We start from the raw sequence: 24,340 nt of genomic DNA, 5'->3' as shown, positions 1-24,340 counted from the left end.
AAGATTCTCGATTTATTCTAAAAATTCAAATTTAAAATTTATACCCAATAGATTTCGAAGCTGCGGCTTGAAAGATGAAGGGCATAACGTGTTAAAAACCGGAGACTCCTCTCTATTATGCAATCCCTGACGTTACAACCTATTTCCCGTATTAATGGAACGATTAACCTGCCCGGCTCGAAGAGTGTTTCCAATCGCGCGCTGTTACTCGCTGCTTTTGCCAAAGGAACAACCCGCCTGACTAATTTATTGGACAGTGATGATATTCGTTACATGCTTAACGCCCTGACCGCGTTAGATATTCCTCATCGTCTATCTGCCGATCGTACCATCTGTGATGTCGATGGCATGGGAGGACGTATTACGGGCAAAAGCGGACTTGAGTTGTTTCTGGGCAATGCAGGAACGGCAATGCGACCATTGGCAGCAGCATTATGTCTGGGAAACAATGAGGTAGTGCTGACAGGGGAGCCTAGGATGAAAGAGCGCCCAATTGGTCACTTGGTGGATGCGTTGCGTCAAGGGGGAGCAGAAATTGACTATATTGAACAGGAAAATTACCCACCTGTGCATATCAAGGGCGGGTTTTCTGGCGGAAAAGTCACCGTTGACGGTAGTGTTTCCAGCCAATTCCTGACAGCCTTGTTGATGGCTGCGCCATTGGCAGAGAATGACACGGAAATCCATATTCAAGGTGATCTGGTTTCCAAACCTTATATTGATATTACGTTGGCACTGATGAACAGTTTCGGTGTGACGGTTCACAATGAACAATATCAGGTTTTTTACATTGAAGGGCAGCAGCAATACTTGTCTCCGGGGCAGTATTTGGTGGAAGGCGATGCTTCATCGGCATCTTATTTTCTGGCGGCGGCGGCGATTAAAGGTGGAACCGTTCGTGTCACGGGCATTGGCAGAAATAGTCTGCAAGGGGATACCAAATTTGCCAATGTATTGGAACAGATGGGCGCGACTATTCGTTGGGGTGACGATTTTGTCGAATGCGAGCGCGGTACATTGACAGGCGTTGATATGGATATGAATGCCATTCCTGATGCCGCAATGACTATTGCGACAACTGCGTTGTTTGCTCAAGGGGAAACAGTTATCCGCAATATCTACAACTGGCGGGTAAAGGAAACCGATCGACTCAATGCAATGGCGACTGAATTACGTAAAATAGGGGCAGAAGTGGAAGAGGGGCATGATTATATTCGTGTGATTCCACCAGAAAAGCTCAATCATGCTGAAATTGAAACCTATAATGATCACCGAATTGCGATGTGTTTCTCGCTGGTGGCACTGTCAGATACTTCTGTTACCATTCTTGATCCGGGCTGTACAGCAAAAACATTCCCAGATTATTTCAATCAGCTTGAAAAGCTCAGTCAATATGCAAAATAGATAGGAACACTGTTTCGCTCACCTACTGAGTGCGTATAATAAGACAAACTTTTGTTGCTTATTAATTAAGCAGCTCTCTGCGTTCGGTAGATGACCTGTCTGTTATGCGAAAGTTATGCGAAAAGGAGGAGAATGATGGCGGCGATAGCCCCAGTAATAACTGTTGATGGGCCAAGTGGTGCTGGCAAGGGAACACTATGTCAGGCATTAGCTGAAGCGTTAAATTGGCAATTACTTGATTCAGGTGCCATTTATCGTGTGTTGGCACTGGCTGCCATCCACCATCAGGTGGATATCCAGTCTGAAGACGCTCTGGTTCCTCTGGCTGCAAATCTGGATGTTCGTTTTGTGCCTGCAAATGGCAAACTTCGGGTCATTCTGGAAGGCGAAGATGTCAGCAATGAAATTCGCACTGAAACCGTTGGGAATACGGCTTCACAGGCAGCGACATTCCCGCGTGTCCGTGAAGCGCTTCTGCGTCGGCAGCGGGCTTTCCGCATCGCTCCTGGTCTGATTGCGGATGGTCGTGACATGGGAACCGTTGTGTTTCCTGACGCACCAGTAAAAATATTTCTTGATGCAAGTGCGGAAGAGCGTGCCTGTAGACGCATGTTACAGTTGCAGGAGAAAGGTTTTAGTGTTAACTTTGAGCGCCTTTTGTCCGAAATACAGGAGCGGGACTTCCGTGACCGTAACCGGGCAGTTGCGCCATTAGTGCCTGCACAAGATGCATTGATCTTGGATTCGACCGGTATGTCTATCGAAGAAGTGATTGATAAGGCACTGACTTATGCGAAAAACGCGCTGGAAATACCAGCATAATCGTTAATTTTCGCAAATTCGCTATTGCAGTAGCGTATCAAGAAGATGTATATAGAATTCTGGCGTGTGGGTAGTGAATTATGCTGGCACACCAAAACACCTTGTAACAGGGAAAAGTTGCGGGGTATGTAAAACAACCCCATTCGGCCGGATGCTAAATGGACGTTAATTAAAAACCTTGAAGATCATTAACATGACAGAATCTTTTGCTCAACTCTTTGAAGAATCCCTACAGGTTATCGAAACTCGTCCAGGTGCAATCGTACGTGGTGTTGTAGTTGCTATCGATAAAGACGTTGTATTGGTTGACGCAGGTCTGAAATCAGAATCTGCAATTCCTGTAGAACAATTCAAAAATGCTCAGGGCGAGCTGGAAATCCAAGTTGGCGATGAAGTCGATGTAGCTCTGGATGCGGTAGAAGATGGTTTCGGTGAAACTATCCTGTCCCGTGAAAAAGCAAAACGTCACGAAGCATGGCTGATGCTGGAAAAAGCATACGAAGAAGCTGAAACTGTTACCGGTGTTATCAACGGTAAAGTAAAAGGCGGTTTCACTGTAGAACTGAACGGTATCCGTGCTTTCTTGCCAGGTTCACTGGTTGATGTTCGTCCAGTTCGTGACACTGCTCACCTTGAAGGCAAAGAGCTTGAGTTCAAAGTCATCAAGCTGGATCAGAAACGCAACAACGTAGTTGTTTCCCGTCGTGCTGTTATCGAATCTGAAAACAGTGCAGAACGTGATCAGCTGCTGGAAAACCTGCAAGAAGGCATGGAAGTTAAAGGTATTGTTAAGAACCTGACTGACTACGGTGCATTCGTTGATCTGGGCGGCGTTGATGGCCTGCTGCACATTACTGATATGGCTTGGAAACGTGTTAAACACCCAAGCGAAATCGTCAATGTGGGCGATGAAATCACAGTTAAAGTACTGAAGTTCGACCGTGAGCGTACTCGCGTATCTCTGGGTCTGAAACAACTGGGTGAAGATCCATGGGTAGCAATCGCTAAACGTTATCCAGAAAGTACCAGACTGACTGGTCGCGTAACTAACCTGACTGATTACGGCTGCTTCGTTGAAATCGAAGAAGGTGTTGAAGGTCTGGTACACGTTTCAGAAATGGACTGGACCAACAAAAACATCCACCCATCCAAAGTTGTTAACGTTGGTGACGTTGTGGAAGTTATGGTTCTGGATATCGATGAAGAACGTCGTCGTATCTCCTTGGGCCTGAAGCAGTGTAAAGCTAATCCTTGGCAACAATTTGCTGAGACTCACAACAAAAACGACCGCGTTGAAGGTAAGATCAAGTCTATTACTGACTTCGGTATCTTCATCGGTCTGGACGGCGGCATCGACGGTCTGGTTCACCTGTCTGACATCTCCTGGAACGTTACAGGCGAAGAAGCAGTTCGTGAATACAAGAAAGGCGACGAAATCGCTGCTGTAGTTCTGCAAGTAGATGCAGAACGTGAGCGTATCTCTCTGGGCATCAAACAACTGGCAGAAGATCCATTCAACAATTACCTGTCTGTAAACAAGAAAGGTACAATTGTTACTGGTAAAGTGACTGCAGTTGACACAAAAGGTGCTACAGTTGAATTAGCTGACGGCGTTGAAGGTTACCTGCGTGCATCAGAAGCTTCTCGTGACCGCACTGAAGATGCAACTCAAGTTCTGAACGTTGGCGATGAAGTTGAAGCTAAGTATGTTGGCGTTGATCGCAAAAACCGCGTAATCAACCTGTCTGTTCGCGCGAAAGACGAAGCTGATGAAAAAGACGCTATCGCTTCTGTGAACAAACAAGAAGACACAAACTTCGCTAACAACGCAATGGCTGAAGCTTTCAAAGCAGCTAAAGGCGAATAATCTAAGTCAATAACGGCGGGTAATATTTTTGGCAACGATAATATTACCCGAATACGGTAGTTTGGGGAGGTACCATGACCAAGTCTGAATTAATTGAAAGACTTACTGAGCAACAATCTCACATGCCGGCTAAAGCCGTTGAAGATGCAGTGAAAGAAATGCTTGATCATATGGCAGAAACATTAGCCGAAGGTGAACGTATTGAAGTTCGCGGATTTGGCAGCTTTTCTCTTCACTACCGAGCTCCGCGTGTGGGTCGTAACCCAAAAACTGGCGATAAAGTGGAATTGGACGGTAAATACGTTCCTCACTTTAAGCCAGGCAAAGAGTTACGTGACCGCGTGAATATCTATAGCGATAGCTAAGATATCAGTTATTACTTAATTAAACTAACGGCACCTCAGGGTGCCGTTTTTTGTGATGATTACCGAGTTATCTTGTGTATCGTTTCTCTTACTTGAGGATTAATTTGCGAAGTCATTCCACAATTGCATTTATTTGACTGGTCGCTGTACCTATTATGAAATAGGCTGTTCTGTGTGAATGGAATATCAGCACAGAGACATAAATGGATGCAGCCTATAATATTTTTCCCTTTTACTTATATATTCACCATTTGGCGAAGATCACCACCGATTATCAGTTTAAATTTGGCTGCTTTAGCCATTGTGCTGGGTATTTTGCCTTTATTATTCCTTGTGGAACTCCCTCAACAAAAATTCATTCAATATCTGGTTTCCCTTGCGTTTTGCTTATTGTTTTTCCCTTATAAATTCATTCGAGTAATATCATTAGGATTATGGGCATTTATTTTCGGATGTTGGCATGGTCACCAAATATTGATGCAAATAACGTATTTCAGTGAAACTTCCCGCTCTGCAACAGTCATGATTGATAGTGTATCGTTAGTGTCTGAAACCAAAGAAGTAGAACAAAAAGCACGTTATCGTATTCGATTGATTGAAAGTAATGGGAAATATATTTTTCCTGCTTTATACGCAGCAGTATCATGGAATTCTCAAGAATTACTGTGTGCTGGTCAGAAATGGCAGGTTACAATGAAACTCAGACCTGTTCATGCTCAATTAAATCATGGTAGCTATGATAACCAGCGATATTCACTTTCTATACGTCAGCCGTTGAATGGAAAAATTATTAAGGCGAGATTACTTAATGAAAATTGCAGCCTTCGACAAGATATCATTAATAAATTAGTACCAGAGATTCACTCATTAAAACATGCAGGGGTTGCGTTGGCGCTTTCGTTCGGTGAAAGGGCGTGGTTGGATAAACCAACCCGTCTGCTATTACAGCAGACGGGTATCGCGCACCTTATGGCAATTTCAGGTCTACATATTGCAATGGCCAGTTTATTTGGCTGGACTCTTGCGAGGATTACACAAATTTGCTTTCCTGCAAGGTGGATTGGATTTCGTTTCCCATTAATAACGGGCTGGTTAACCGCAATGTTGTATGGATGGCTGTCTGGTTGGGGTATTCCAGCTGTTCGGGCAATATTGGGGTTAACACTGTGGGTTTATTTACGGTGTAAAAGCAGACTTTGTTTTTCATGGCAATGGGCTTTATGGAGTGCTGCGCTTATTTTATTTTTTGACCCTTTGGCGATACTTTCTGACAGCTTCTGGCTTTCATTTACTGCGGTGATGGCTTTGTTATTTTGGTTCCACTGGATGCCTTTGCCAGAAAAAATGCGTTACGGTTGGCAGTGGATTTGGCTGCGTGGGCTGCATATGCAATTGGGAATGATGTTAATGTTGTTGCCGTTGCAGCTCTTGTTATTCCAGGGAGTTAATATCGCATCATTGGTTGCTAATCTGTGGGCTGTGCCGATCGTTTCTTTTTTATCTGTACCATTAGTCATGTTGGGTTTAGTTTGTATCTTTCTTCCCGTTATCCAACCATTTTTATGGCAACTTGTTGATTACACCATTTTGCTTGCTTTGGCTCCTTTACCTGTTTTAACGCATTTGTGGATTGAAACAGGGCATTATCCTATTGTTATCACGCTTCTGGGCTGGTTTTCTGTTGTGATTTGGCGTTTGGGGTGGTGGAAATCTTATAAGTGGCTGTTGGGTGTTTCAATTGGCATTATTACTTGTTATTCGAAAAGTACTGATGAATATCAATGGCGCTTTTCAATGTTGGATGTTGGTCATGGATTGGCTGTGGTGATTGATAGGGGAGGAAAAGCGATCATTTTTGATACAGGAAATCGTTGGGAAGCGGGCAGCATGGCAGAAAAAGTCATTGTGCCTTATTTACGTTGGCATCGATTAACGCCAGAACAGGTAATTCTTAGCCATGACCATTTGGATCATACGGGAGGTGTGGAATATCTCAATAATAAATATCCTGATATCCAAATTAGAAGCCCTTTTCTTAATCAGGCTCATTTACCTTGTATTCGTGGTGAACAATGGACATGGCAGGAACTGAATTTTGAAGTCCTTTGGCCGCCAGAAAAGGCCGCCATTGTTGGCAATAATCAATCTTGTGTGATCCGCATTGATGATGGTAAGCACAGTCTATTATTAACGGGCGATTTGGAGAAACAGGGGGAATATCGCTTATTGGAGCTTGAAAAGGATCATCTGAATACAACAATATTGCAAGTTCCCCATCATGGGAGTAATACTTCTTCTACAGCGGTATTTATACGTAACGTCATGCCTAAATATGCCTTGACTTCAGTCGCGCGCTATAGCCCGTGGAGACTGCCTTCAGTGAAAGTGAAACAACGTTATAAAAATGCCGGGATTCAATGGAATAGCACAGCAGTTTCCGGTCAGATAACAGGCTATTTTTATCAGGATCACATTAAATTAGAAGGTTATCGACAACAAATAGTGCCACGATGGTATCATCAGTGGTTTGGTATTCGCGGTGATCATGAGTAGAATGAGCCGCTATTTCTTTTTGTTTTGGTTTTGGTAACTCAATAATGAATGATAAAGACCTTTCTACCTGGCAGACCTTTCGCCGATTGTGGCCGTTCATCACACCATTTAAGGTCGGGCTGTTAGTCGCGGCGGTTGCACTAATTATTAATGCTGCCGGTGATACATTAATGCTTTCCTTGTTAAAGCCTTTGCTGGATGAGGGATTTGGCAAGTCAGACATTAGCGTATTGAAGTGGATGCCACTAGTCGTTATTGGGTTGATGCTGCTGCGTGGCTTATCTGGTTTTGTATCAAGTTATTGTATCTCTTGGGTATCCGGTAAAGTGGTCATGCAGATGCGCCGTCGTCTGTTTAACCATATGATGGGTATGCCGGTTTCCTTTTTCGACCAGCAATCTACGGGAACATTACTTTCCCGCATCACATATGATTCAGAACAGGTTGCTTCCTCCTCCTCCGGTGCATTAGTTACGGTTGTCAGGGAAGGAGCATCGATTATTGGCCTGTTTATCCTGATGTTCTATTACAGTTGGGAACTTTCCCTGATTTTGATTGTAATTGCACCGATCGTTGCGGGGGTTATTCGTCTTGTTTCCGTGCGTTTTCGTAATATCAGCAAAAACATGCAGAACAGCATGGGAATGGTGACAACCAGTGCCGAACAGATGCTGAAAGGGCATAAAGAAGTTTTAATTTTTGGTGGTCAAAAAGTTGAAACCAAACGTTTCAACAAAGTTAGTAACCACATGCGCCAACAGGGTATGAAAATGGTTTCTGCTGATTCTATTTCAGACCCGATTATTCAAATTATTGCTTCATTTGCACTGGCATTTATCCTGTATGCGGCCAGCTTCCCTGAAATTATGGGTGCTTTGACAGCGGGTAAAATCACCGTTGTGTTCTCATCTATGATTGCCTTGATGCGTCCATTGAAGTCACTGACTAACGTTAACGCGCAATTCCAACGTGGTATGGCGGCTTGTCAAACTTTGTTTACTATTCTGGATATGGAACAGGAAAAAGATGATGGCAAGCTGGAAATCAAAAAAGCGAAAGGTAATATTGAATTCCGTAATGTCATTTTCCGCTATCCAACCAAAGATCATCCTGCACTAAAAACGGTTTCAATGACAATTCCGGCAGGAAAAACCATTGCATTGGTTGGACGCTCTGGTTCAGGTAAATCGACAATTGCCAATCTTCTTACTCGTTTTTATGACGTGAATGAAGGGGGAATTATACTTGATGACCATGACTTGCGTGAATATACGTTGGCTTCACTGCGTAATCAAATCGCGCTGGTATCGCAAAATGTGCACCTGTTCAATGATACCGTTGCCAATAATATTGCCTACGCCAGCGAAGGAAAATTCAGTCGTGAAGAGATCGAACGGGCGGCGGAAATGGCCTACGCGATGGATTTTATCAAAAAGCTGGATAACGGCCTCGATACGATTATTGGTGAAAATGGCGTCTTGCTTTCCGGCGGGCAACGTCAGCGCATAGCCATTGCTCGTGCTTTATTGCGTGATTCACCGATTTTGATTTTGGATGAAGCAACTTCAGCATTAGATACGGAATCTGAACGTGCTATCCAAGCAGCATTAGATGAATTACAGAAAAACAGAACTTCATTGGTGATTGCTCACCGACTTTCTACCATCGAAAAAGCCGATGAAATTATCGTCATTGAAGATGGCAATATCATAGAAAGAGGTAATCATGCCACTCTGTTGGAACACGAAGGCGCATATGCACAATTACATCGGATGCAGTTTGGCCAATGATTGAACGAATATGGTCAGGCCGCTCATGGTCTTACATCGCATTATTGCCATTATCAGCCCTTTATGGGCTGATAAGCGGTTTGCGTCGTTTAAGTTATAAACTGGGATTGAGCCGTTCTTGGAAAGCACCTGTGCCTGTTGTTGTGGTCGGTAACTTGACGGCAGGGGGAAATGGTAAAACTCCTGTTGTTATTTGGCTGGTTGAACAGTTGCAGCAAAAAGGTTATCGAGTTGGGGTTGTTTCACGTGGCTATGGCGGGAAATCGGAGAATTACCCGCTACTGGTCACAGACGAAGTGACAACGGCACAAGCGGGAGATGAACCCGTCTTAATTCGTCGTCGCACTGGTGCGCCTGTTGCAGTTGCACCAAAGCGGGCAGAAGCTATCAAAGCACTATTGGCACATACTCCGGTTGATATCGTGATTACAGATGATGGTCTTCAACATTATGCCTTACAGCGTGATTATGAGATTGTGGTGATCGATGGTGTCCGTCGTTTTGGCAATGGTTGCTGGCTACCCGCAGGGCCGATGAGGGAATTGTCTGGGCGCTTGAATACCGTTAATTCCATTATTGTCAATGGTGGAACGCCGCAATCAGGTGAATTGCCGATGATTTTGAAAGGGGAATGGGTGGTGAATTTGCTAACGGGTGAAATGCGAAAAGTCACTGATATTCCGAATGGCGTTGCGATGGCAGGGATTGGTCACCCCCCGCGTTTTTTTGCGACATTGCAGCAATTGGGAACGAGTTTACAGAAAACCCACGCTTTTGCCGATCATCAATCTTATGAAAAATCCCAATTACTGGCTTTGGCGAATAGCAATCAAAATTTGCTGATGACAGAAAAAGATGCGGTTAAATGTTTCCAATTTGCTCAACCCAATTGGTGGTATTTACCTGTATATGCTCATTTGCCAGAGGAAGAAGGACAAAAAGTATTGAATGAGATCCGTGCCTTGCTTCCTGAATTGAGCATGTATAAATAATATTGGGAAATCATCACAACACAGCAACACAATATTAAACAAAACAACAGAGTTAACGGTGATACATTGCTTGTGGTATTCTGAGCCGCATTAAATTTAAAGCCCGTCATTTGGGGGATATATGGATCACCGTTTACTCGAAATCATTGCTTGTCCGGTATGTCATGGCAAGCTCAGTTACGATAAAGAAAACCTTGAACTGATTTGCAAACTTGACCGCCTCGCTTTTCCTGTCCGTGATGGCATTCCTGTGCTGCTAGAGAATGAAGCACGTGCTTTGCCCACAGAGGAAAACAAATAACTCATGTTTACCGTTATCATTCCAGCACGTTTTGCCTCAACGCGTCTGCCTGGAAAACCACTGGCCGATATTCACGGCAAGCCAATGATTGTACGTGTTATGGAACGGGCAGTCCGTTCTGGTGCCAATCGGGTTATTGTGGCGACAGATAATCAAGACGTTTTTGATGCAGTGATTACCGCAGGTGGAGAAGCTTGCATGACAAGCGAAAATCACCATTCAGGTACAGAACGTTTGGCTGAAGTTATCGATAAATACCAATTTGCTGATAATGAAATCATTGTGAATGTTCAAGGGGATGAACCTCTTATTCCAGAACAAATCATTAAGCAAGTGGCCGATAATCTGGCTGGCAGTGATGCTGGAATGGCGACACTGGCCGTACAGATCCAAGATGCGGAAGAAGCTTTTAATCCTAATGCCGTCAAAGTTGTTATGGATGCGAAAGGTTACGCGCTCTATTTTTCTCGCGCTACGATCCCGTGGGAACGTGACCGTTTTATGAAGTCAAAAGAGGCTATCGGAGACCACTTTCTGCGCCATATCGGGATTTATGCGTATCGGGCAGGATTTATCCGGCGTTATGTACAATGGGCGCCAAGTCCATTGGAAAATATCGAGATGCTCGAACAATTACGCGTGCTTTGGTACGGTGAAAAAATTCATGTGGCAAGAGCGTTGCAAGCACCTGGTGCAGGTGTTGATACACCAGAAGATTTGGATGCTGTCAGAGAAATTTTTGGAGAAGTTTGATCTCTATTAGCGTGAGTATTCATGGGGCGTGAATGAAAAGAGAATGCCACAATACAGCATTCTCTTTCTTCAATTCCGTTCTGTCTAATCTGACGCTATTTCTAACTGTTTTTTTGCTGAGAATTTTCTGATTTTTCAGGCTTGATATCCGTATTTACCGGCTTAATGGCTTGCCAGATACTCCCCAATGTTTCATACCAAGCGCGTTCCGTGTGTGTAAAATAATAGGAAGAGGGAATATATTTTTCCCACGGATACAGCGGCGTTGTCACAGCTAATTGATTGGCAGGGCCTGCGACTGGGTGTAAACCGCGCTGCTCAAAAAACTTCAGTGACCTTGCCATATGATTGGCGGAGGTGACAAGAATAAAAGGTTGTTGCCCCACCACTTTTTCAACTTCAGCAGCTTCTTCTTCCGTATCCAAAGGTTTTTTTAATGCGATTGTGTCTTCTACAGGAATTCCCATAGATTGTGCTACCATAGCAGCAACTTCGGCACTGCTAATTGAATTTACGCCTTTACCACCCGTGAAAATCATTTTAGCGCTAGGATTAAGATGATATAACCGAATACCTTCAGTTACTCTGGGTAAGCTATTACTGATAAGATTGGCACTGGGTGCCCACTGGGGGTTATAAGTAAAACCACCACCGAGAACTACAATGTATTTTATGGGTACTGTATGTGCTGTATCAGGTTCATAGCGCTGAACATATTTTCCTTCGACAGGAAGTAAGAGTTTATCTGCAATAGGCTGTAAACTTAATAAAAGTAATGCAAGCCAACTCAGTGATAAAATAGTTTTGCCCGTTTTTTGCCAGCGAGTGAACCACAGTAATAGCAGGGCGGCAAAAGAGGCGATAATAATCAACGGCAAAGGCATTAATAGCGAGCCGATATATTTTTTTAGCAGGAATAGCATTGATTGACCTTGATTTGGTTAAATTATGGTCGCACAGGGTCGAATTTAAGGCTAAAAGTAGTTAATTAAATGATTACTGTGCCAAAATAACAGTAGTAAAAATAGCAGTAGATAGCATAACTACTCAATAGATAAATTAAACGTAGCTTATAAGTGGGGCAGTTTTTCATGCGGGATCGCAATTTCGATGATATTGCAGACAAATTTTCGCGTAATATTTACGGCACAACCAAGGGTAAAATCAGGCAGGCCGTTGTCTGGCAGGATATTAACGAATTGCTGAATCATTTGCCTCAACGCCCTTTACGCATTTTGGATGCTGGGGGCGGTGAAGGGAATATGGCTTGTCAATTGGCTGAATTAGGTCATCAGGTGATACTTTGTGACCTATCCGAAGAGATGATTCAACGGGCGGAACACAACGCGGAAGAGCGGGGTGTTCTCCATCAAATGCAATTTATCCAAAGTTCAGTACAGGAAATTCACCAGCATATTGAACAGCCCGTTGACCTGATTCTATTTCATGCCGTATTGGAATGGATCTCTGACCAAAAAGATGCAATAGAAACATTGGGGAATATAATAACGCCCGGTGGTGCACTCTCATTAATGTTTTATAATGCTAATGGGTTGGTCATGCGTAATGCCATCTTGGGGAATTTCCATTTGGCGACACCTAATATTCAACGTCGCCGAAAACGTTCTCTATCACCACAGAACCCATTAGTACCAGGACAGGTATATCAATGGCTGGCTGAACTTAAGATGGAAATAACAGGTAAAACAGGAGTGAGGGTTTTTCACGATTACCTGCAAAGCCGCCAATTACAAAATGCAGATTTTCCGGCGTTGCTTGAACTTGAACAACGTTATTGCAGACAAGAGCCCTACATCAGTCTGGGGCGTTACATTCATGTGATGGCACGCAAGCTGACTTTAAAGAGCGAATTATGAGTGAATATTCCCAGACTGTTCCTGAACTTGTGTCTTGGGCCAGAAAAAATGATTTTTCAATTTCGTTGCCACCAGAACGGTTAGCTTTTTTGCTGGCAATTGCCGTACTGAATAGTGAACGGCTTGATGGCGAAATGAGTGAAGGGGAGCTGGTGGATGCTTTCCGTGAAGTGTGTAAAGGTTTTGAGCAGACTTCTGAAGCGGTGTCTGTCAGGGCAAACAATGCCATTAACGATATGGTTCGCCAGAAGTTACTTAATCGTTTTACCAGTGAACTGGCAGATGGCAACGCTATCTATCGTCTGACTCCATTGGGGATTGGCATTAGCGATTATTATATTCGCCAGCGTGAATTCTCCACGTTGCGTCTTTCCATGCAGCTATCCATCGTTGCCAATGAATTGCATCGAGCGGCTGAGGCGGCCGAAGAAGGTGGTGATGAATTCCATTGGCATCGCAATGTCTTTGCACCTCTCAAATATTCCGTGGCTGAAATTTTTGACAGCATCGATATGTCCCAGCGCTTGATGGATGAACAGCAAAATGGCGTAAAAACTGATATCGCCGCGCTGCTCAATCAGGATTGGCAGGACGCCATTGCCAATTGTGAACAGTTACTGTCTGAAACTTCCGGCACACTGCGGGAACTTCAGGATACATTGGAAGCGGCGGGCGACAAATTGCAAGCCAATCTATTGCGCATTCAGGATGCCAATATGGACATCGGCGGCTCTGATCTGGTCGATAAACTGGTCTTTGATCTACAAAGTAAACTGGATCGTATTATCAGTTGGGGGCAGCAGGCTATTGACTTGTGGATAGGCTACGACCGTCACGTTCACAAATTTATCCGAACTGCCATCGACATGGATAAAAACCGCATTTTTGCCCAGCGTCTTCGTCAATCCATCCAACACTATTTTGACAGCCCGTGGGCACTGACTATCGCCAATACAGAGCGTTTGCTGGATGTACGTGACGAAGAACTGACGCTGCGTAATGAAGAGGTAATGGGAGAATTACCACCAGAAATCGAATACGAAGAGTTTAGTGAAATCAACGAACAATTGGCTGAAATGGTGGAGCAGGCGCTGGCGGTTTACCAACAGGCAAAACTTCCTCTGGATTTGGGGGCTGTAATGCGCGACTACCTTACTCAGTATCCACGTAATCGCCATTTTGATGTGGCACGCATTCTGGTGGATCAAGCAGTAAGATTGGGTGTCGCAGAATCGGATTTCTCTGGATTGCCAGCGGAATGGTTAGCGATTAATGATTACGGAGCCAAGGTGCAGGCACATGTCATCGACACATATTGAACAATTTATGCCAGTGAAACTGGCTCAGGCATTATCCAATACACTTTTTCCTGAATTAGACAGTCAGCTTCGTTCCGGGCGTCATGTCACTATGGATGATCTTGATAATCACGCTTTTCTGATGGATTTTCAGGAAGAATTGGAAATGTTTTATGCGCGTTATAACGTCGAGTTAATCCGTGCACCAGAAGGTTTTTTCTACCTACGTCCTCGTTCAACGACGCTGATCCTGCGATCTGTCCTGTCTGAATTGGACATGATGGTAGGCAAAATCTTGTGTTACCTCTATCTCAGCCCAGAGCGCCTGTCCAATCAGGGAATATTTACCTTTCAAGAACTGTACGAAGAATTATTGTCATTGGCTGACGAAAATAAGCTGATGAAATTAATGAACCAACGTTCGACAGGTTCCGATCTGGACAAACAGAAATTACAGGAAAAAGCACGAACATCCCTAAACCGCTTGCGCCGTTTGGGAATGGTTTATTTCCTGCAAAACGACAGTAATAAATTTACGATTACCGAAGCCGTATTTCGCTTCGGTGCAGATGTACGCAGCGGTGACGACCCTCGCGAGGCACAATTACGGATGATCCGTGATGGTGAAGCCATGCAGGTGGAAAGGGAAGCACCGCAGGAAAACAATGAACATGAAGAAGCATCAGGGCATTCAGCAGAAGGTGCGGAGGATGAGCAGTCATGATTGAACGTGGTAAATTTCGCTCACTGACGTTAGTTAACTGGAACGGTTTTTTTGCCAGAACGTTTGATCTTGACGAGCTTGTGACGACCTTATCCGGCGGTAATGGTGCGGGTAAATCCACTACGATGGCGGCATTTGTGACCGCATTGATCCCTGATTTAACGTTGCTTCACTTCCGTAATACCACAGAAGCGGGGGCAACCAGCGGTTCCCGCGATAAAGGCTTGCACGGTAAACTGCGTGCTGGAGTTTGTTATTCCACGCTGGATGTTGTTAATTCCCGCCATCAACGGATTATTACGGGGGTTCGCTTACAGCAGGTTGCTGGACGTGATCGCAAAGTTGATATCAAGCCGTTTATGATTCAGGGTGTTCCGGCATCTATTCAGCCAACGCAGCTATTGACTGAAAATATCAACGAACGTCAGGCTCGGGTTCTGCCATTGAATGAACTGAAAGAGCGCCTTGATGAGATAGAAGGTGTTCAGTTCAAACAATTTAACTCGATTACGGATTATCATGCCCTGATGTTCGATTTGGGCGTGATCCCAAGGCGTCTGCGTTCAGCGAGTGATCGCAGCAAGTTTTACCGTCTGATAGAAGCATCGCTATATGGAGGGATTTCCAGCGCCATTACCCGCTCACTGCGTGATTACTTATTGCCAGAAAACAGCGGAGTCAGAAAAGCGTTTCAGGACATGGAAGCCGCATTGCGTGAAAACCGCATCACACTGGAAGCCATTCGCGTTACGCAAACCGACCGTGATCTTTTCAAGCATCTCATTACAGAAGCGACAGCTTATGTTTCTGCTGACTACATGCGCCATGCCAACGAACGCCGCGTCCATCTGGATGAAGCATTAGCCTTGCGCAGTGAATTATTTGGCAGCCGCCGCCAATTGGTGGTTGAACAATATCGCCATGTCGAAATGGCGCGCGAGCAGGGAGAACAAAGTGGCGCATCTTCTGATTTAGAAATGGATTATCAGGCGGCCAGCGATCATCTGAATTTGGTTCAGACAGCGATGCGCCAGCAGGAAAAAATTGATCGTTACCAATCAGATATTGAAGAGCTGACTTACCGACTGGAAGAGCAGAGCGAAGTCGTTGAAGAGGCGAAAGAACTACAAGCGGAATATGACGCCGTATCTGAGGCGGCAGAACAGGAAGTTGATGAATTGAAAAGTCAGCTTGCTGATTACCAGCAGGCTTTGGATGTTCAGCAAACTCGCGCTATTCAATATCAGCAGGCATTGCAGGCATTAGAGCGTGCTCGTGAACTCTGCCAGCTCCCAGATCTGTCGATAGAAAATGCCGACGAGTGGCAAGAAACCTATCATGCCAAAGCGCAGCAGGCGACAGAAACTTTGTTAGCCCTGGAGCAGAAACTGAGTGTTGCCGATGCAGCCCATAGCCAGTTTGAGCAGGCTTATCAACTGGTGAAAAACATTGTTGGTGAAGTGAGCCGCAGTGAAGCATGGCAGGCTGCTCGCCAAGTATTGCGTGAATGGTCATCTCAGCGCCATCTGGCTGAACGTGTGCAACCGTTGCGTATTCAGTTGGCTGAATTGGAACAACGTCTGAACAGCCAGCAAAATGCAGAGCGTTTGCTGGAAGAGTTTTGTAAGCGTCATAACCAGCAATATCAGGCGGAAGATTTAGAGGCGTTACAGGGTGAATTAGACGCTCAGTTGGAAGAACTGAGCCTGAGTGCCAATCAAAGCGGTGAGCGCCGTATGCAGATGCGTCAGGAGTCTGAACAGCTCAAGCAGAAAATTCAGGGGCTGACAGAGCGTGTGCCGGTGTGGCTGGCGGCACAGGAAACCCTGAACCAGCTTTGTGAGCAGAGCAATGAAACATTCGAAAGTGGTCATGATGTCACTGAATACATGCAGCAATTGCTGGAGCAAGAGCGCGAAATCACTGTTGAACGTGACGATGTAGCGGCACAAAAACGTGAATTGGAAAAGCAAATTGAACGTCTGAGCCAGCCAAGTGGTGCAGAAGATGGTCGATTACTTGCACTGGCGGAGCGTTTTGGTGGTATTTTGCTATCAGAAATTTATGACGACATTACCATTGATGATGCGCCTTATTTCTCTGCACTGTATGGCCCTGCACGTCATGCGATCGTCGTGCCTGATCTCTCGTTGGTCAGCCCACATCTGACCGCATTGGAAGATTGCCCGGAAGATCTTTATCTGATCGAAGGAGATCCGCAATCTTTCGATGACAGCGTATTCCATTTTGAAGAGCAGAAAAATGCGGTTCTGGTGAAATCATCTGATCGCCAATGGCGTTATTCCCGTTATCCTGAAGTTCCGTTGTTTGGGCGGGCGGCAAGAGAAAATCGTCTGGAAGTACTCAGTCTTGAACGTGATACGCTGGCAGAGCGTTATGCCACACTTTCGTTTGATGTACAGAAAATTCAGCGTGCGCATCAGGCTTTCAGCCGTTTTGTGGGTAAACACCTCTCTGTGGCATTTGATGATGATCCAGAAGCGGAAATTCGCAGTCTGAACCCGCGTCGTACTGAACTGGAGCGTGAATTATCTCAATTTGAAGCTCAGACTCAGCAGCATCACCAGAAACTGACTCAGGTGAAAGAGAGCTTGTCAGCATTGAATCGTTTGATTCCACAAATCACGATCTTGCTGGATGAAACGCTGATTGACCGAGTTGAAACTGTTCGTGAAGAAATGATTGAAGCACAGGACGCGACGCGCTTCCTGCAACAGCATGGCAATGCATTGACTAAACTCGAACCGCAGGTTTCTGTCTTACAAAGCGATCCTCAGCAACATGAACAGTTGCAGAAAGATTATGAGACAGCGAAACATAGCCAGAATAGGGTCAAACAGCAAGCCTTTGCTCTGACGGAAATCGTACAGCGCCGTGCGCATTTCAGCTATAGCGATTCTGCCGGAATGCTCAGTGAAAATGCTGATCTGAACGATAAACTGCGTCAGCGTCTTGAACACGCGGGATCTGATCGTAGCCGTGCGCGTGAACAATTGCGTCAGCAGCAGTCACAATGTGCTCAGTTCAACCAAGTATTGGCATCTCTGAAAAGTTCTTATGACACAAAACAGGATATGTTGAAAGAACTTGAGCAGGAGATGAAAGACATCGGTGTTCAGGCGGATGCTAACGCAGAAAGTCGTGCCCGTGAACGCCGTGATCAGCTTCATGCTGCTGTGAATACTAATCGTTCCCGTATCAACCAGCTTGAGAAACAGATTGCATTCTGTGAAGCTGAGATGGACAACCTCCAGAAGAAACTGCGCAAATCTGAACGTGATTATTACCAGAAGCGTGAGCAGGTAGTCTCTTCTAAAGCGGGTTGGTGTGCAGTGATGCGCATGGTGAAAGATAACGGTATGGAACGCCGTTTACATCGCCGTGAACTAGCCTATATGGATGGTGATGATTTACGCTCAATGTCAGATAAGGCACTGGGGGCATTGCGTCTGGCGGTAGCCGATAATGAACATCTGCGTGATGCGCTGCGCTTATCTGAAGATCCGAAACGTCCTGAGCGTAAAATTCAATTCTTCGTTGCCGTTTACCAACATCTGCGTGAGCGTATACGTCAGGATATCATCCGCACGGATGATCCGGTTGATGCCATTGAACAGATGGAAATTGAGCTGGCGCGTCTGACCGAAGAATTGACCGCTCGTGAGCAGAAATTGGCGATTAGCTCCAAGAGTGTGGCCAATATCATTCGCAAGACCATCCAACGTGAACAGAACCGCATCCGTATGCTGAATCAAGGATTACAGGTCGTTTCCTTTGGGCAGGTTGGCGGTGTGCGCCTGAATGTGAATGTACGTGAGAGTCACTCCGTCTTGCTGGATGTGCTTTCCGAACAGCAGGAACAGCATCAGGATCTGTTCAATAGTCAGCGTTTGACCTTCTCAGAAGCGATGGCGAAACTTTATCAGCGCTTGAATCCGCAAATCGATATGGGGCAGCGTTTGCCTCAGACCATTGGTGAGGAATTGCTGGATTACCGTAATTACCTTGAATTGGACGTTGAAGTCAACCGTGGTTCGGATGGCTGGCTGAAAGCGGAAAGTGGGGCACTCTCTACCGGTGAGGCCATCGGTACGGGGATGTCTATTCTGGTTATGGTGGTACAGAGCTGGGAAGAGGAATCACGTCGTCTGCGCGGTAAAGATATTTCACCATGCCGCCTGTTGTTCCTTGACGAAGCGGCTCGTCTGGATGCGAAATCCATCGCAACGCTGTTTGAATTGTGTGAACGCTTGCAGATGCAGTTAATTATCGCGGCACCGGAAAATATCAGTCCGGAAAAAGGCACAACGTATAAACTGGTGCGTAAGATTTTCAATAATCAAGAACATGTGCATGTTGTTGGATTGCGGGGTTTTGGGCAGGATGCTCCGGCTACTGAACAGCCACAAATACAGGCACAACCGATATTGGAAGAATAATTCCATCATTGGATGATCTCTCTATCGTGACAGGAGGCCATATAATAATATGGCTTCCTCAATTGAGATAAATTCTTCCGGGTAGTTATTTAATACGTCTTCATCTATCGTGATTTAATGTCCAAAATATAGGTAAAAAAGTAAGGAGTGAGTTAATGATAAATACTAAAGACATTATCTTTTTCCCTGAGTCAGACCCTAATGAAAATCCCTGGGTGCATGGTAAACCTGCTGAAGAGGTGATTGACGTTGTGGAGTACAATCCTGAATGGATAGCCACATGGCAACAACTTTCTTCATCTATTAAAGAAGCGCTTGGGAACATTGCTCTGAATATTGAGCACGTTGGGTCGACGGCCGTTTCAGGGCTTGCCGCTAAACCGATTATTGATATTGATCTGATTGTGGAAGATCCAACTCAAGAAGAAAAATATGTGCCCGCGTTGGAACGGCTTGGTTATGATTTAACGGTTCGTGAACCGAGTTTTTATCAACACCGATGCCTCCGTTTGGTGAAACCTCGAACTAATCTTCATGTCTTTGGCCCTGATTGCCCTGAACATATCCGACATATTTGGTTTCGTGATTGGCTTAGAGAACATCCTGAAGATTGCGAACGATATAGTGTCGCGAAGTTAACTGCTAAAAATAATGTTAATCAGGTAATGCATTACAATAAGAGAAAAGAGCAAGTTGTACATGAGATTTATCAACGCATATTTCAAAGTAAGGGATTATTGTAACAATATTTGATTATTACTTTTGATTATTATTTTTGATTATTGTATAGATTTGAACATATCCTGTTTGTTTTCTTATTATAAAAGCAAACAGGAATGTTATTTTAAAGACTATTTATTTTTATATTCCATTGAAAAAGTAATTCATCATTCAATGTCATAAGACTTTGCCATTATGCAAATAAATTATCATTTTATAATGAATAAGATTGCGGGATATTGTTCAGCCATTCAAGGTTTCTATTTTTTATGTTTACCCTATTAAACCCTTAGTTAATGACCATCAAAAAAATCTAATTGCTTTTAGTGATGTTGAACGTCATTGTTAAGAGTAAGTGTGTTTTTACTTTCCCTGTTAAATGAGCGAAACTATAAATACCATCTTGATTTATTTATGGTTGTTATTTTTATTAGTAATCATTTACTCATGCTCCATGAGAGAGAAATAAAAATTGAATGTTTAAACCGTTTTTATATTAATTAGTGAGAAAGTTAACTATGAAAAATAGAATGAAAGATGTTAATGATCTTCTTGATGATTTAATTTCCAAACCTGAGGTACAGGCGCGTTGGGAAAATGAGCCTGAACAAGTGATGCAAGAATATCAACTGACATCGGCACAATACTGCGCACTTTCTGAAGGAAATATAGATGCTTTGATCAGTGAAGGGTTAGCGGATAGACATGTCCAGCAAATGAGAGTTAGCTGGTAATGATTGACTTTAGTTCCCATTTCCTGAAAACCGTTGGCTTGCGGGTATCCCGTTTGGCTGTCGGAGGGAGCCATTTTGGTTTGAGTGTCTGTAGAAAAGATGTCATGCGCATTGTTTCTGCGGCTTTGGATATGGAGGTGAACTTCTTTGATACAGCAGACATTTATGGAAAAGGTGAAAGTGAAAGCGCATTAGGTAATGCAGTATATGGACGTCGGCATGATGTTGTTATTGCGACGAAATTTGGCCATGATGAAACCGCAAGAGGTGCAAGTCGGGCAGCAATGACTCAGTGCTTACACAACAGTCTTCAACGCTTGAAAACGGATTATATCGATTTATATCAGCTACATGCACCTGATCCATTAATTCCTGCCGAAGAAACTATCTCTACTCTGCAATCATGGGTAAAAGAAGGGAAAATCCGTTGTTATGGTATTTGCAACGTTAAACCATCAGAAATAGGGCATTACTGCCGTACAGCTCAGGCAATGGAAGGAGTATTACCAGCCAGCGTACAAAATCCTGTGAATATATTGAACTACCAGAGCTATGAAGAAATACAACCTTCCCTCAAGGCGTTTCAGCTTGGCGTGCTGGCGTCACTTCCTCTAGCCCGTGGGTTGTTGGGTGGGCGTTACCGTTCTGTGCTGGATGTTCCTCAAACTCACCCTTTGTCAGGTTATAAGGGGCTTGGTTATCGTAATACACGCACAAAAAATGCAATTAACCGATTGATGTGTGCTGCAAAACAATTAAATCGGCCCCCGTCTGTATTGGCGCTGGAGGTGATATTGGCAAATAAGGATGTCGTTTCTGCTCTGGTTGGTATCAGTAATCTCAACCAATTGCTTTCCTTGATTGATCTTAATTCATCATTACTCCAGCAAAAAACGATTGATTATGTTCTTGGGCGACGTTTGGCTCTGGATTGAATATGTACCAAAAATTAATCCATTATTTATTGGAGGTATATTAAATGGCTGAAGTTCTGAATTTAAATGCATTAAAGAGTATGAAACTCAATCATGATCCTTCACCGTGGGCAACATGTGATAATACGTTTGAGAAAGTGATCGCTGCTGATGCTTTTCCGGTAAGTCACTGGACTTATCATTCACAGCGTAAACTTGCAGAAGTTCTTGGTAAGACAGGATCACCAGAATGGTATCAACATAATGTAAAAACTCGCCCCCTTCTGGAGTTGGGTGAAAAAGAGCCTTACGTACCCGATGAACTTGCTGATATTTGGCTGTCAGTTGCAAGAGATCTCCTATCAGATGAGTATCTCGAATGTATCAGCGATGTCAGCGAATATGATGTCAGAAAATTGCAATTTCAAGCACATTTTTGGGAGTTCGGCCCAGGCTCGTTCTTTCAGCCTCATGTGGATAAACCCCATAAAATGGTGACTCACCTGATGTATCTGACTGATGATTGGGTGCCTGAAATGGGAGGATGTTTGCAATTACTGCGTTCTGCTGATCCACAGGATGTTGTGGTTGAAATTGCTCCGAAAAAAAATACTTCAGCGATTATTCGCAGGACTGATTCAGCTTGGCATGCGGTTACACCAATTCCTAAGGAAATGCAGGCAGTCAGAAAAGTTTTGCAAGTATGGTTTTGGGATACACCTGCAACCTAATTTTACTGCATGAAATAGGTAATAGATAAATAACAGTGAAATGGCTTTTTGGGGCAACCTAAAGCGGTTAACCCAGGGAAAAATTACTATTTAGCTGTTGGCTAATCATGTTATTAACCAGCCGGGAACAGTCACATGATAAATTGGTTGAATACACTTTCTGAATATAATGATGTGGTTGCTTCTGGCTTAGGGATCCCAATTATTCGGCCAGAAAATACTGCGCAAGAAATTCGCTGGCGTCAAGTGATAGCGGAAATGTATGTGGATGAATTTCGCACAGGCCGCAATAAGGATGTTGCGATATTGAATATTAGTGAAAATACTCGTTCGATGGCTTTGTTATATGCAAATGTTATGGGTTATCACGTTATTCCAGTCAACGATATTGATAACACCAAATTGTTGTTACAGGAAGCCAGAGAAAAAAACATTCTGATCATAGCAATGACTCATGAGCTGAAAGTCGGCTTTGTTGCCAGTATGCTGGAAATAGCCGCTGAAGCCGGCAAAAATATCGGTTTTTTATGTGGAAGAACTTTTTCTAGCCTCAGTTATTTGATTGCTAAGTCATTATTAAAACCATCACTTTCAGAACAGAATGAATTTCTTATCGATGCACCGAAACATAAATATACCAGTGATGAAAGCGAGCCAGAACAGCTAGCTGTTTTGCTTGCACAACCCGCCATGCTGAAAACGATCAGAAGTCATGGTGAGGGAGGTCATGCGAAGTTGCCTTCACTGACTGTTTGTGGGTTGCTTGAAGAAACAGAATTTCCCCTGATGCCTGAATGTGGGTGCTCAAGCATCACTCGGCGATGCAAGCGTGCGCATGGAAAAACACACGTATTTTATGGGCTGGATATTCGTGCTTATGCCATTAATTATATATGCTGCAATGGCTTTAATGTTGCTGAAGAACTTTATCCCTCTCCGGTATCAATGACCTTGGCATTGACAGAAGGGTGGCCTGCTGCTGTTTTAGCACCTATCCGCCCATTGGTTGCCCCAGATGACCTTCTGACACTATTGAGAAAAATGGCGAAAGAAAAAGTACCGCTTGGACAAATCGCGGCAGCACTTAATGACGCTTGTGCTGTACTTGGGCAACCGTTCACATTTGCGCTGCTTGGTGATCCAACGTTGCAATTGTCACTACAAGATGAAAATCAACCTTTGTCAGTAGGTCAACATGATCGTGTGGAATCAGAATCAACCCGCAGGGCCATTACGTGGATTAAGACGGTATTGGAAGAGGGAATTCATGGACATCGGTTGCTGCGTTCTATTGATGCGTGGTTAGGTGATATGGTGGCAGATAAGTTATCTGGCCTGCGTGAAAAGCTCATGAATATTGAACGGCTGGCTCTCTTTTCTCTGAAAAAACATGAAGTTTCTTATGTTCCTGACGATAAAAAAGAACTCTTGCGAAATAACGCGCTTATCCAACTATTGCTCACTCAATGGGAAAAAGTTTTGGTTTCGTTATTGCATGAAAGTCGTGAAAGTTTTGAGGCCTTTGATTTGCTGCATTACGATCAATTGCTTAATACGTTAAAAACAGTTGAATCATGCCAACGATGTGGAACATTGATGGAAGTCTCTTCATTTGGTAACGCAGGGATGGCGACGGGATGTAGCGAAACCCATATGTGCCGGGTCTGTGGCCCACTTTCAGCCTACCGTTGTGGAGGTATCCGTCTGGAAAACTTGACGGAAACATTGATTGCCCGGCAAGGAGAAATTATAACCGCAAAAATACGACTCCATATTCCACATTCTGTTCATCCCATTTCTCATCGAGTACATCTGGAACTTCGTGGATATGATAAATCCACGGGGCAATGTTTTGCCTCTGATATAAAAACAACAGAATTGAAACATGATGATGTAATAAAGTTTGAATTTAAGTTGGATGAAAATCAGGGATGTGATTTACATAGTATTCGAATTATCGCTGTATCTGGTTTTGATATTGCTTTTCTCCGTATCCGTCTGGCTTGCTTACCTAAACAGCCATAGGGATAATATT

General features: G+C 44.1%; 18 protein-coding genes and 1 pseudogene. 18 read left to right on the top strand and 1 reads right to left on the bottom strand.

Translation table 11 applies throughout. The annotated features are described in order from the left end of the window. Positions 1–117: 117 nt before the first annotated feature. From aroA to kdsB, 9 genes and pseudogenes are all read left to right on the top strand, one after another. Entirely contained in the window at positions 118–1,404 is a 1,287-nt protein-coding gene (gene aroA / locus H8A87_RS07235; protein ID WP_198689304.1) for a 3-phosphoshikimate 1-carboxyvinyltransferase, read from the top strand. A 135-nt stretch (positions 1,405–1,539) separates the two neighbouring features. Continuing rightward, positions 1,540–2,226 (top strand): (d)CMP kinase, encoded by a 687-nt coding sequence (gene cmk / locus H8A87_RS07230; RefSeq protein WP_198689358.1) that lies wholly within the window; start codon positions 1,540–1,542, stop codon positions 2,224–2,226. A gap of 193 nt (positions 2,227–2,419) precedes the next feature. Next, on the top strand, positions 2,420–4,093 hold the full coding sequence (rpsA, locus tag H8A87_RS07225) for a 30S ribosomal protein S1 (RefSeq protein ID WP_198689303.1): 1,674 nt from the start codon (positions 2,420–2,422) through the stop codon (positions 4,091–4,093). Between the two features lie 68 nt (positions 4,094–4,161). Beyond that, positions 4,162–4,458 (top strand): annotated as a pseudogene (ihfB, locus tag H8A87_RS07220) (integration host factor subunit beta); the annotation flags it as partial. A gap of 207 nt (positions 4,459–4,665) precedes the next feature. Continuing rightward, a complete protein-coding gene (locus H8A87_RS07215; protein ID WP_198689301.1) occupies positions 4,666–7,011 on the top strand; it encodes a ComEC family protein in 2,346 nt (781 codons plus the stop codon). A gap of 41 nt (positions 7,012–7,052) precedes the next feature. Continuing rightward, a complete protein-coding gene (msbA, locus tag H8A87_RS07210; RefSeq protein ID WP_198689357.1) occupies positions 7,053–8,801 on the top strand; it encodes a lipid A ABC transporter ATP-binding protein/permease MsbA in 1,749 nt (582 codons plus the stop codon). After that, positions 8,798–9,793 carry a tetraacyldisaccharide 4'-kinase gene (gene lpxK, locus H8A87_RS07205; protein WP_198689300.1) on the top strand — a complete coding sequence of 332 codons (996 nt, stop codon included), beginning with the start codon at positions 8,798–8,800 and terminating at the stop codon, positions 9,791–9,793. The genes msbA and lpxK overlap by 4 nt, the downstream gene beginning before the upstream one ends. Before the next feature lie 121 nt (positions 9,794–9,914). Further along, complete coding sequence (locus H8A87_RS07200; RefSeq protein WP_198689299.1) at positions 9,915–10,094, top strand: Trm112 family protein; 180 nt, start codon at positions 9,915–9,917, stop codon at positions 10,092–10,094. Between the two features lie 3 nt (positions 10,095–10,097). Next, on the top strand, positions 10,098–10,847 hold the full coding sequence (kdsB, locus tag H8A87_RS07195) for a 3-deoxy-manno-octulosonate cytidylyltransferase (protein ID WP_198689298.1): 750 nt from the start codon (positions 10,098–10,100) through the stop codon (positions 10,845–10,847). Between the two features lie 101 nt (positions 10,848–10,948). Here the strand turns inward: kdsB and elyC are convergent, their stop codons facing one another. Further along, on the bottom strand, positions 10,949–11,770 hold the full coding sequence (elyC, locus tag H8A87_RS07190) for an envelope biogenesis factor ElyC (RefSeq protein WP_198689297.1): 822 nt from the start codon (positions 11,768–11,770) through the stop codon (positions 10,949–10,951). A gap of 168 nt (positions 11,771–11,938) precedes the next feature. Here elyC and cmoM point away from each other — a divergent pair, with 168 nt between their 5' ends. The 9 genes from cmoM (at position 11,939) to H8A87_RS07145 (ending at position 24,330) form a co-directional block, all read left to right on the top strand. Then, positions 11,939–12,724 (top strand): tRNA uridine 5-oxyacetic acid(34) methyltransferase CmoM, encoded by a 786-nt coding sequence (gene cmoM, locus H8A87_RS07185; protein WP_198689296.1) that lies wholly within the window; start codon positions 11,939–11,941, stop codon positions 12,722–12,724. Next, positions 12,721–14,043: a chromosome partition protein MukF gene (gene mukF, locus H8A87_RS07180; RefSeq protein WP_198689295.1), complete on the top strand. Its 1,323-nt coding sequence runs from the start codon at positions 12,721–12,723 to the stop codon at positions 14,041–14,043. Before cmoM ends, mukF begins: the two co-directional genes overlap by 4 nt. Beyond that, on the top strand, positions 14,024–14,746 hold the full coding sequence (gene mukE, locus H8A87_RS07175; protein ID WP_198689294.1) for a chromosome partition protein MukE: 723 nt from the start codon (positions 14,024–14,026) through the stop codon (positions 14,744–14,746). Before mukF ends, mukE begins: the two co-directional genes overlap by 20 nt. Further along, a complete protein-coding gene (gene mukB, locus H8A87_RS07170; RefSeq protein ID WP_198689293.1) occupies positions 14,743–19,206 on the top strand; it encodes a chromosome partition protein MukB in 4,464 nt (1,487 codons plus the stop codon). Before mukE ends, mukB begins: the two co-directional genes overlap by 4 nt. A gap of 155 nt (positions 19,207–19,361) precedes the next feature. Next, complete coding sequence (locus H8A87_RS07165; RefSeq protein ID WP_198689292.1) at positions 19,362–19,949, top strand: GrpB family protein; 588 nt, start codon at positions 19,362–19,364, stop codon at positions 19,947–19,949. A 495-nt stretch (positions 19,950–20,444) separates the two neighbouring features. Further along, complete coding sequence (locus H8A87_RS07160; protein WP_198689291.1) at positions 20,445–20,660, top strand: hypothetical protein; 216 nt, start codon at positions 20,445–20,447, stop codon at positions 20,658–20,660. After that, positions 20,660–21,595, top strand: a complete 936-nt coding sequence (locus tag H8A87_RS07155; RefSeq protein WP_198689290.1) for an aldo/keto reductase — start codon at positions 20,660–20,662, stop codon at positions 21,593–21,595. Before H8A87_RS07160 ends, H8A87_RS07155 begins: the two co-directional genes overlap by 1 nt. 44 nt (positions 21,596–21,639) lie before the next feature. Next, on the top strand, positions 21,640–22,305 hold the full coding sequence (locus H8A87_RS07150) for a 2OG-Fe(II) oxygenase (protein ID WP_198689289.1): 666 nt from the start codon (positions 21,640–21,642) through the stop codon (positions 22,303–22,305). Positions 22,306–22,440: 135 nt separating this feature from the next. Then, positions 22,441–24,330, top strand: a complete 1,890-nt coding sequence (locus H8A87_RS07145; protein ID WP_198689288.1) for a hypothetical protein — start codon at positions 22,441–22,443, stop codon at positions 24,328–24,330. Positions 24,331–24,340 lie beyond the last annotated feature (10 nt).

The organism is Xenorhabdus lircayensis, assembly GCF_016306625.1.
Lineage (GTDB): Bacteria > Pseudomonadota > Gammaproteobacteria > Enterobacterales > Enterobacteriaceae > Xenorhabdus > Xenorhabdus lircayensis.
Note: the sequence above shows the minus strand (reverse complement) of the source record. Positions and strands in the feature narration are given on the sequence as shown.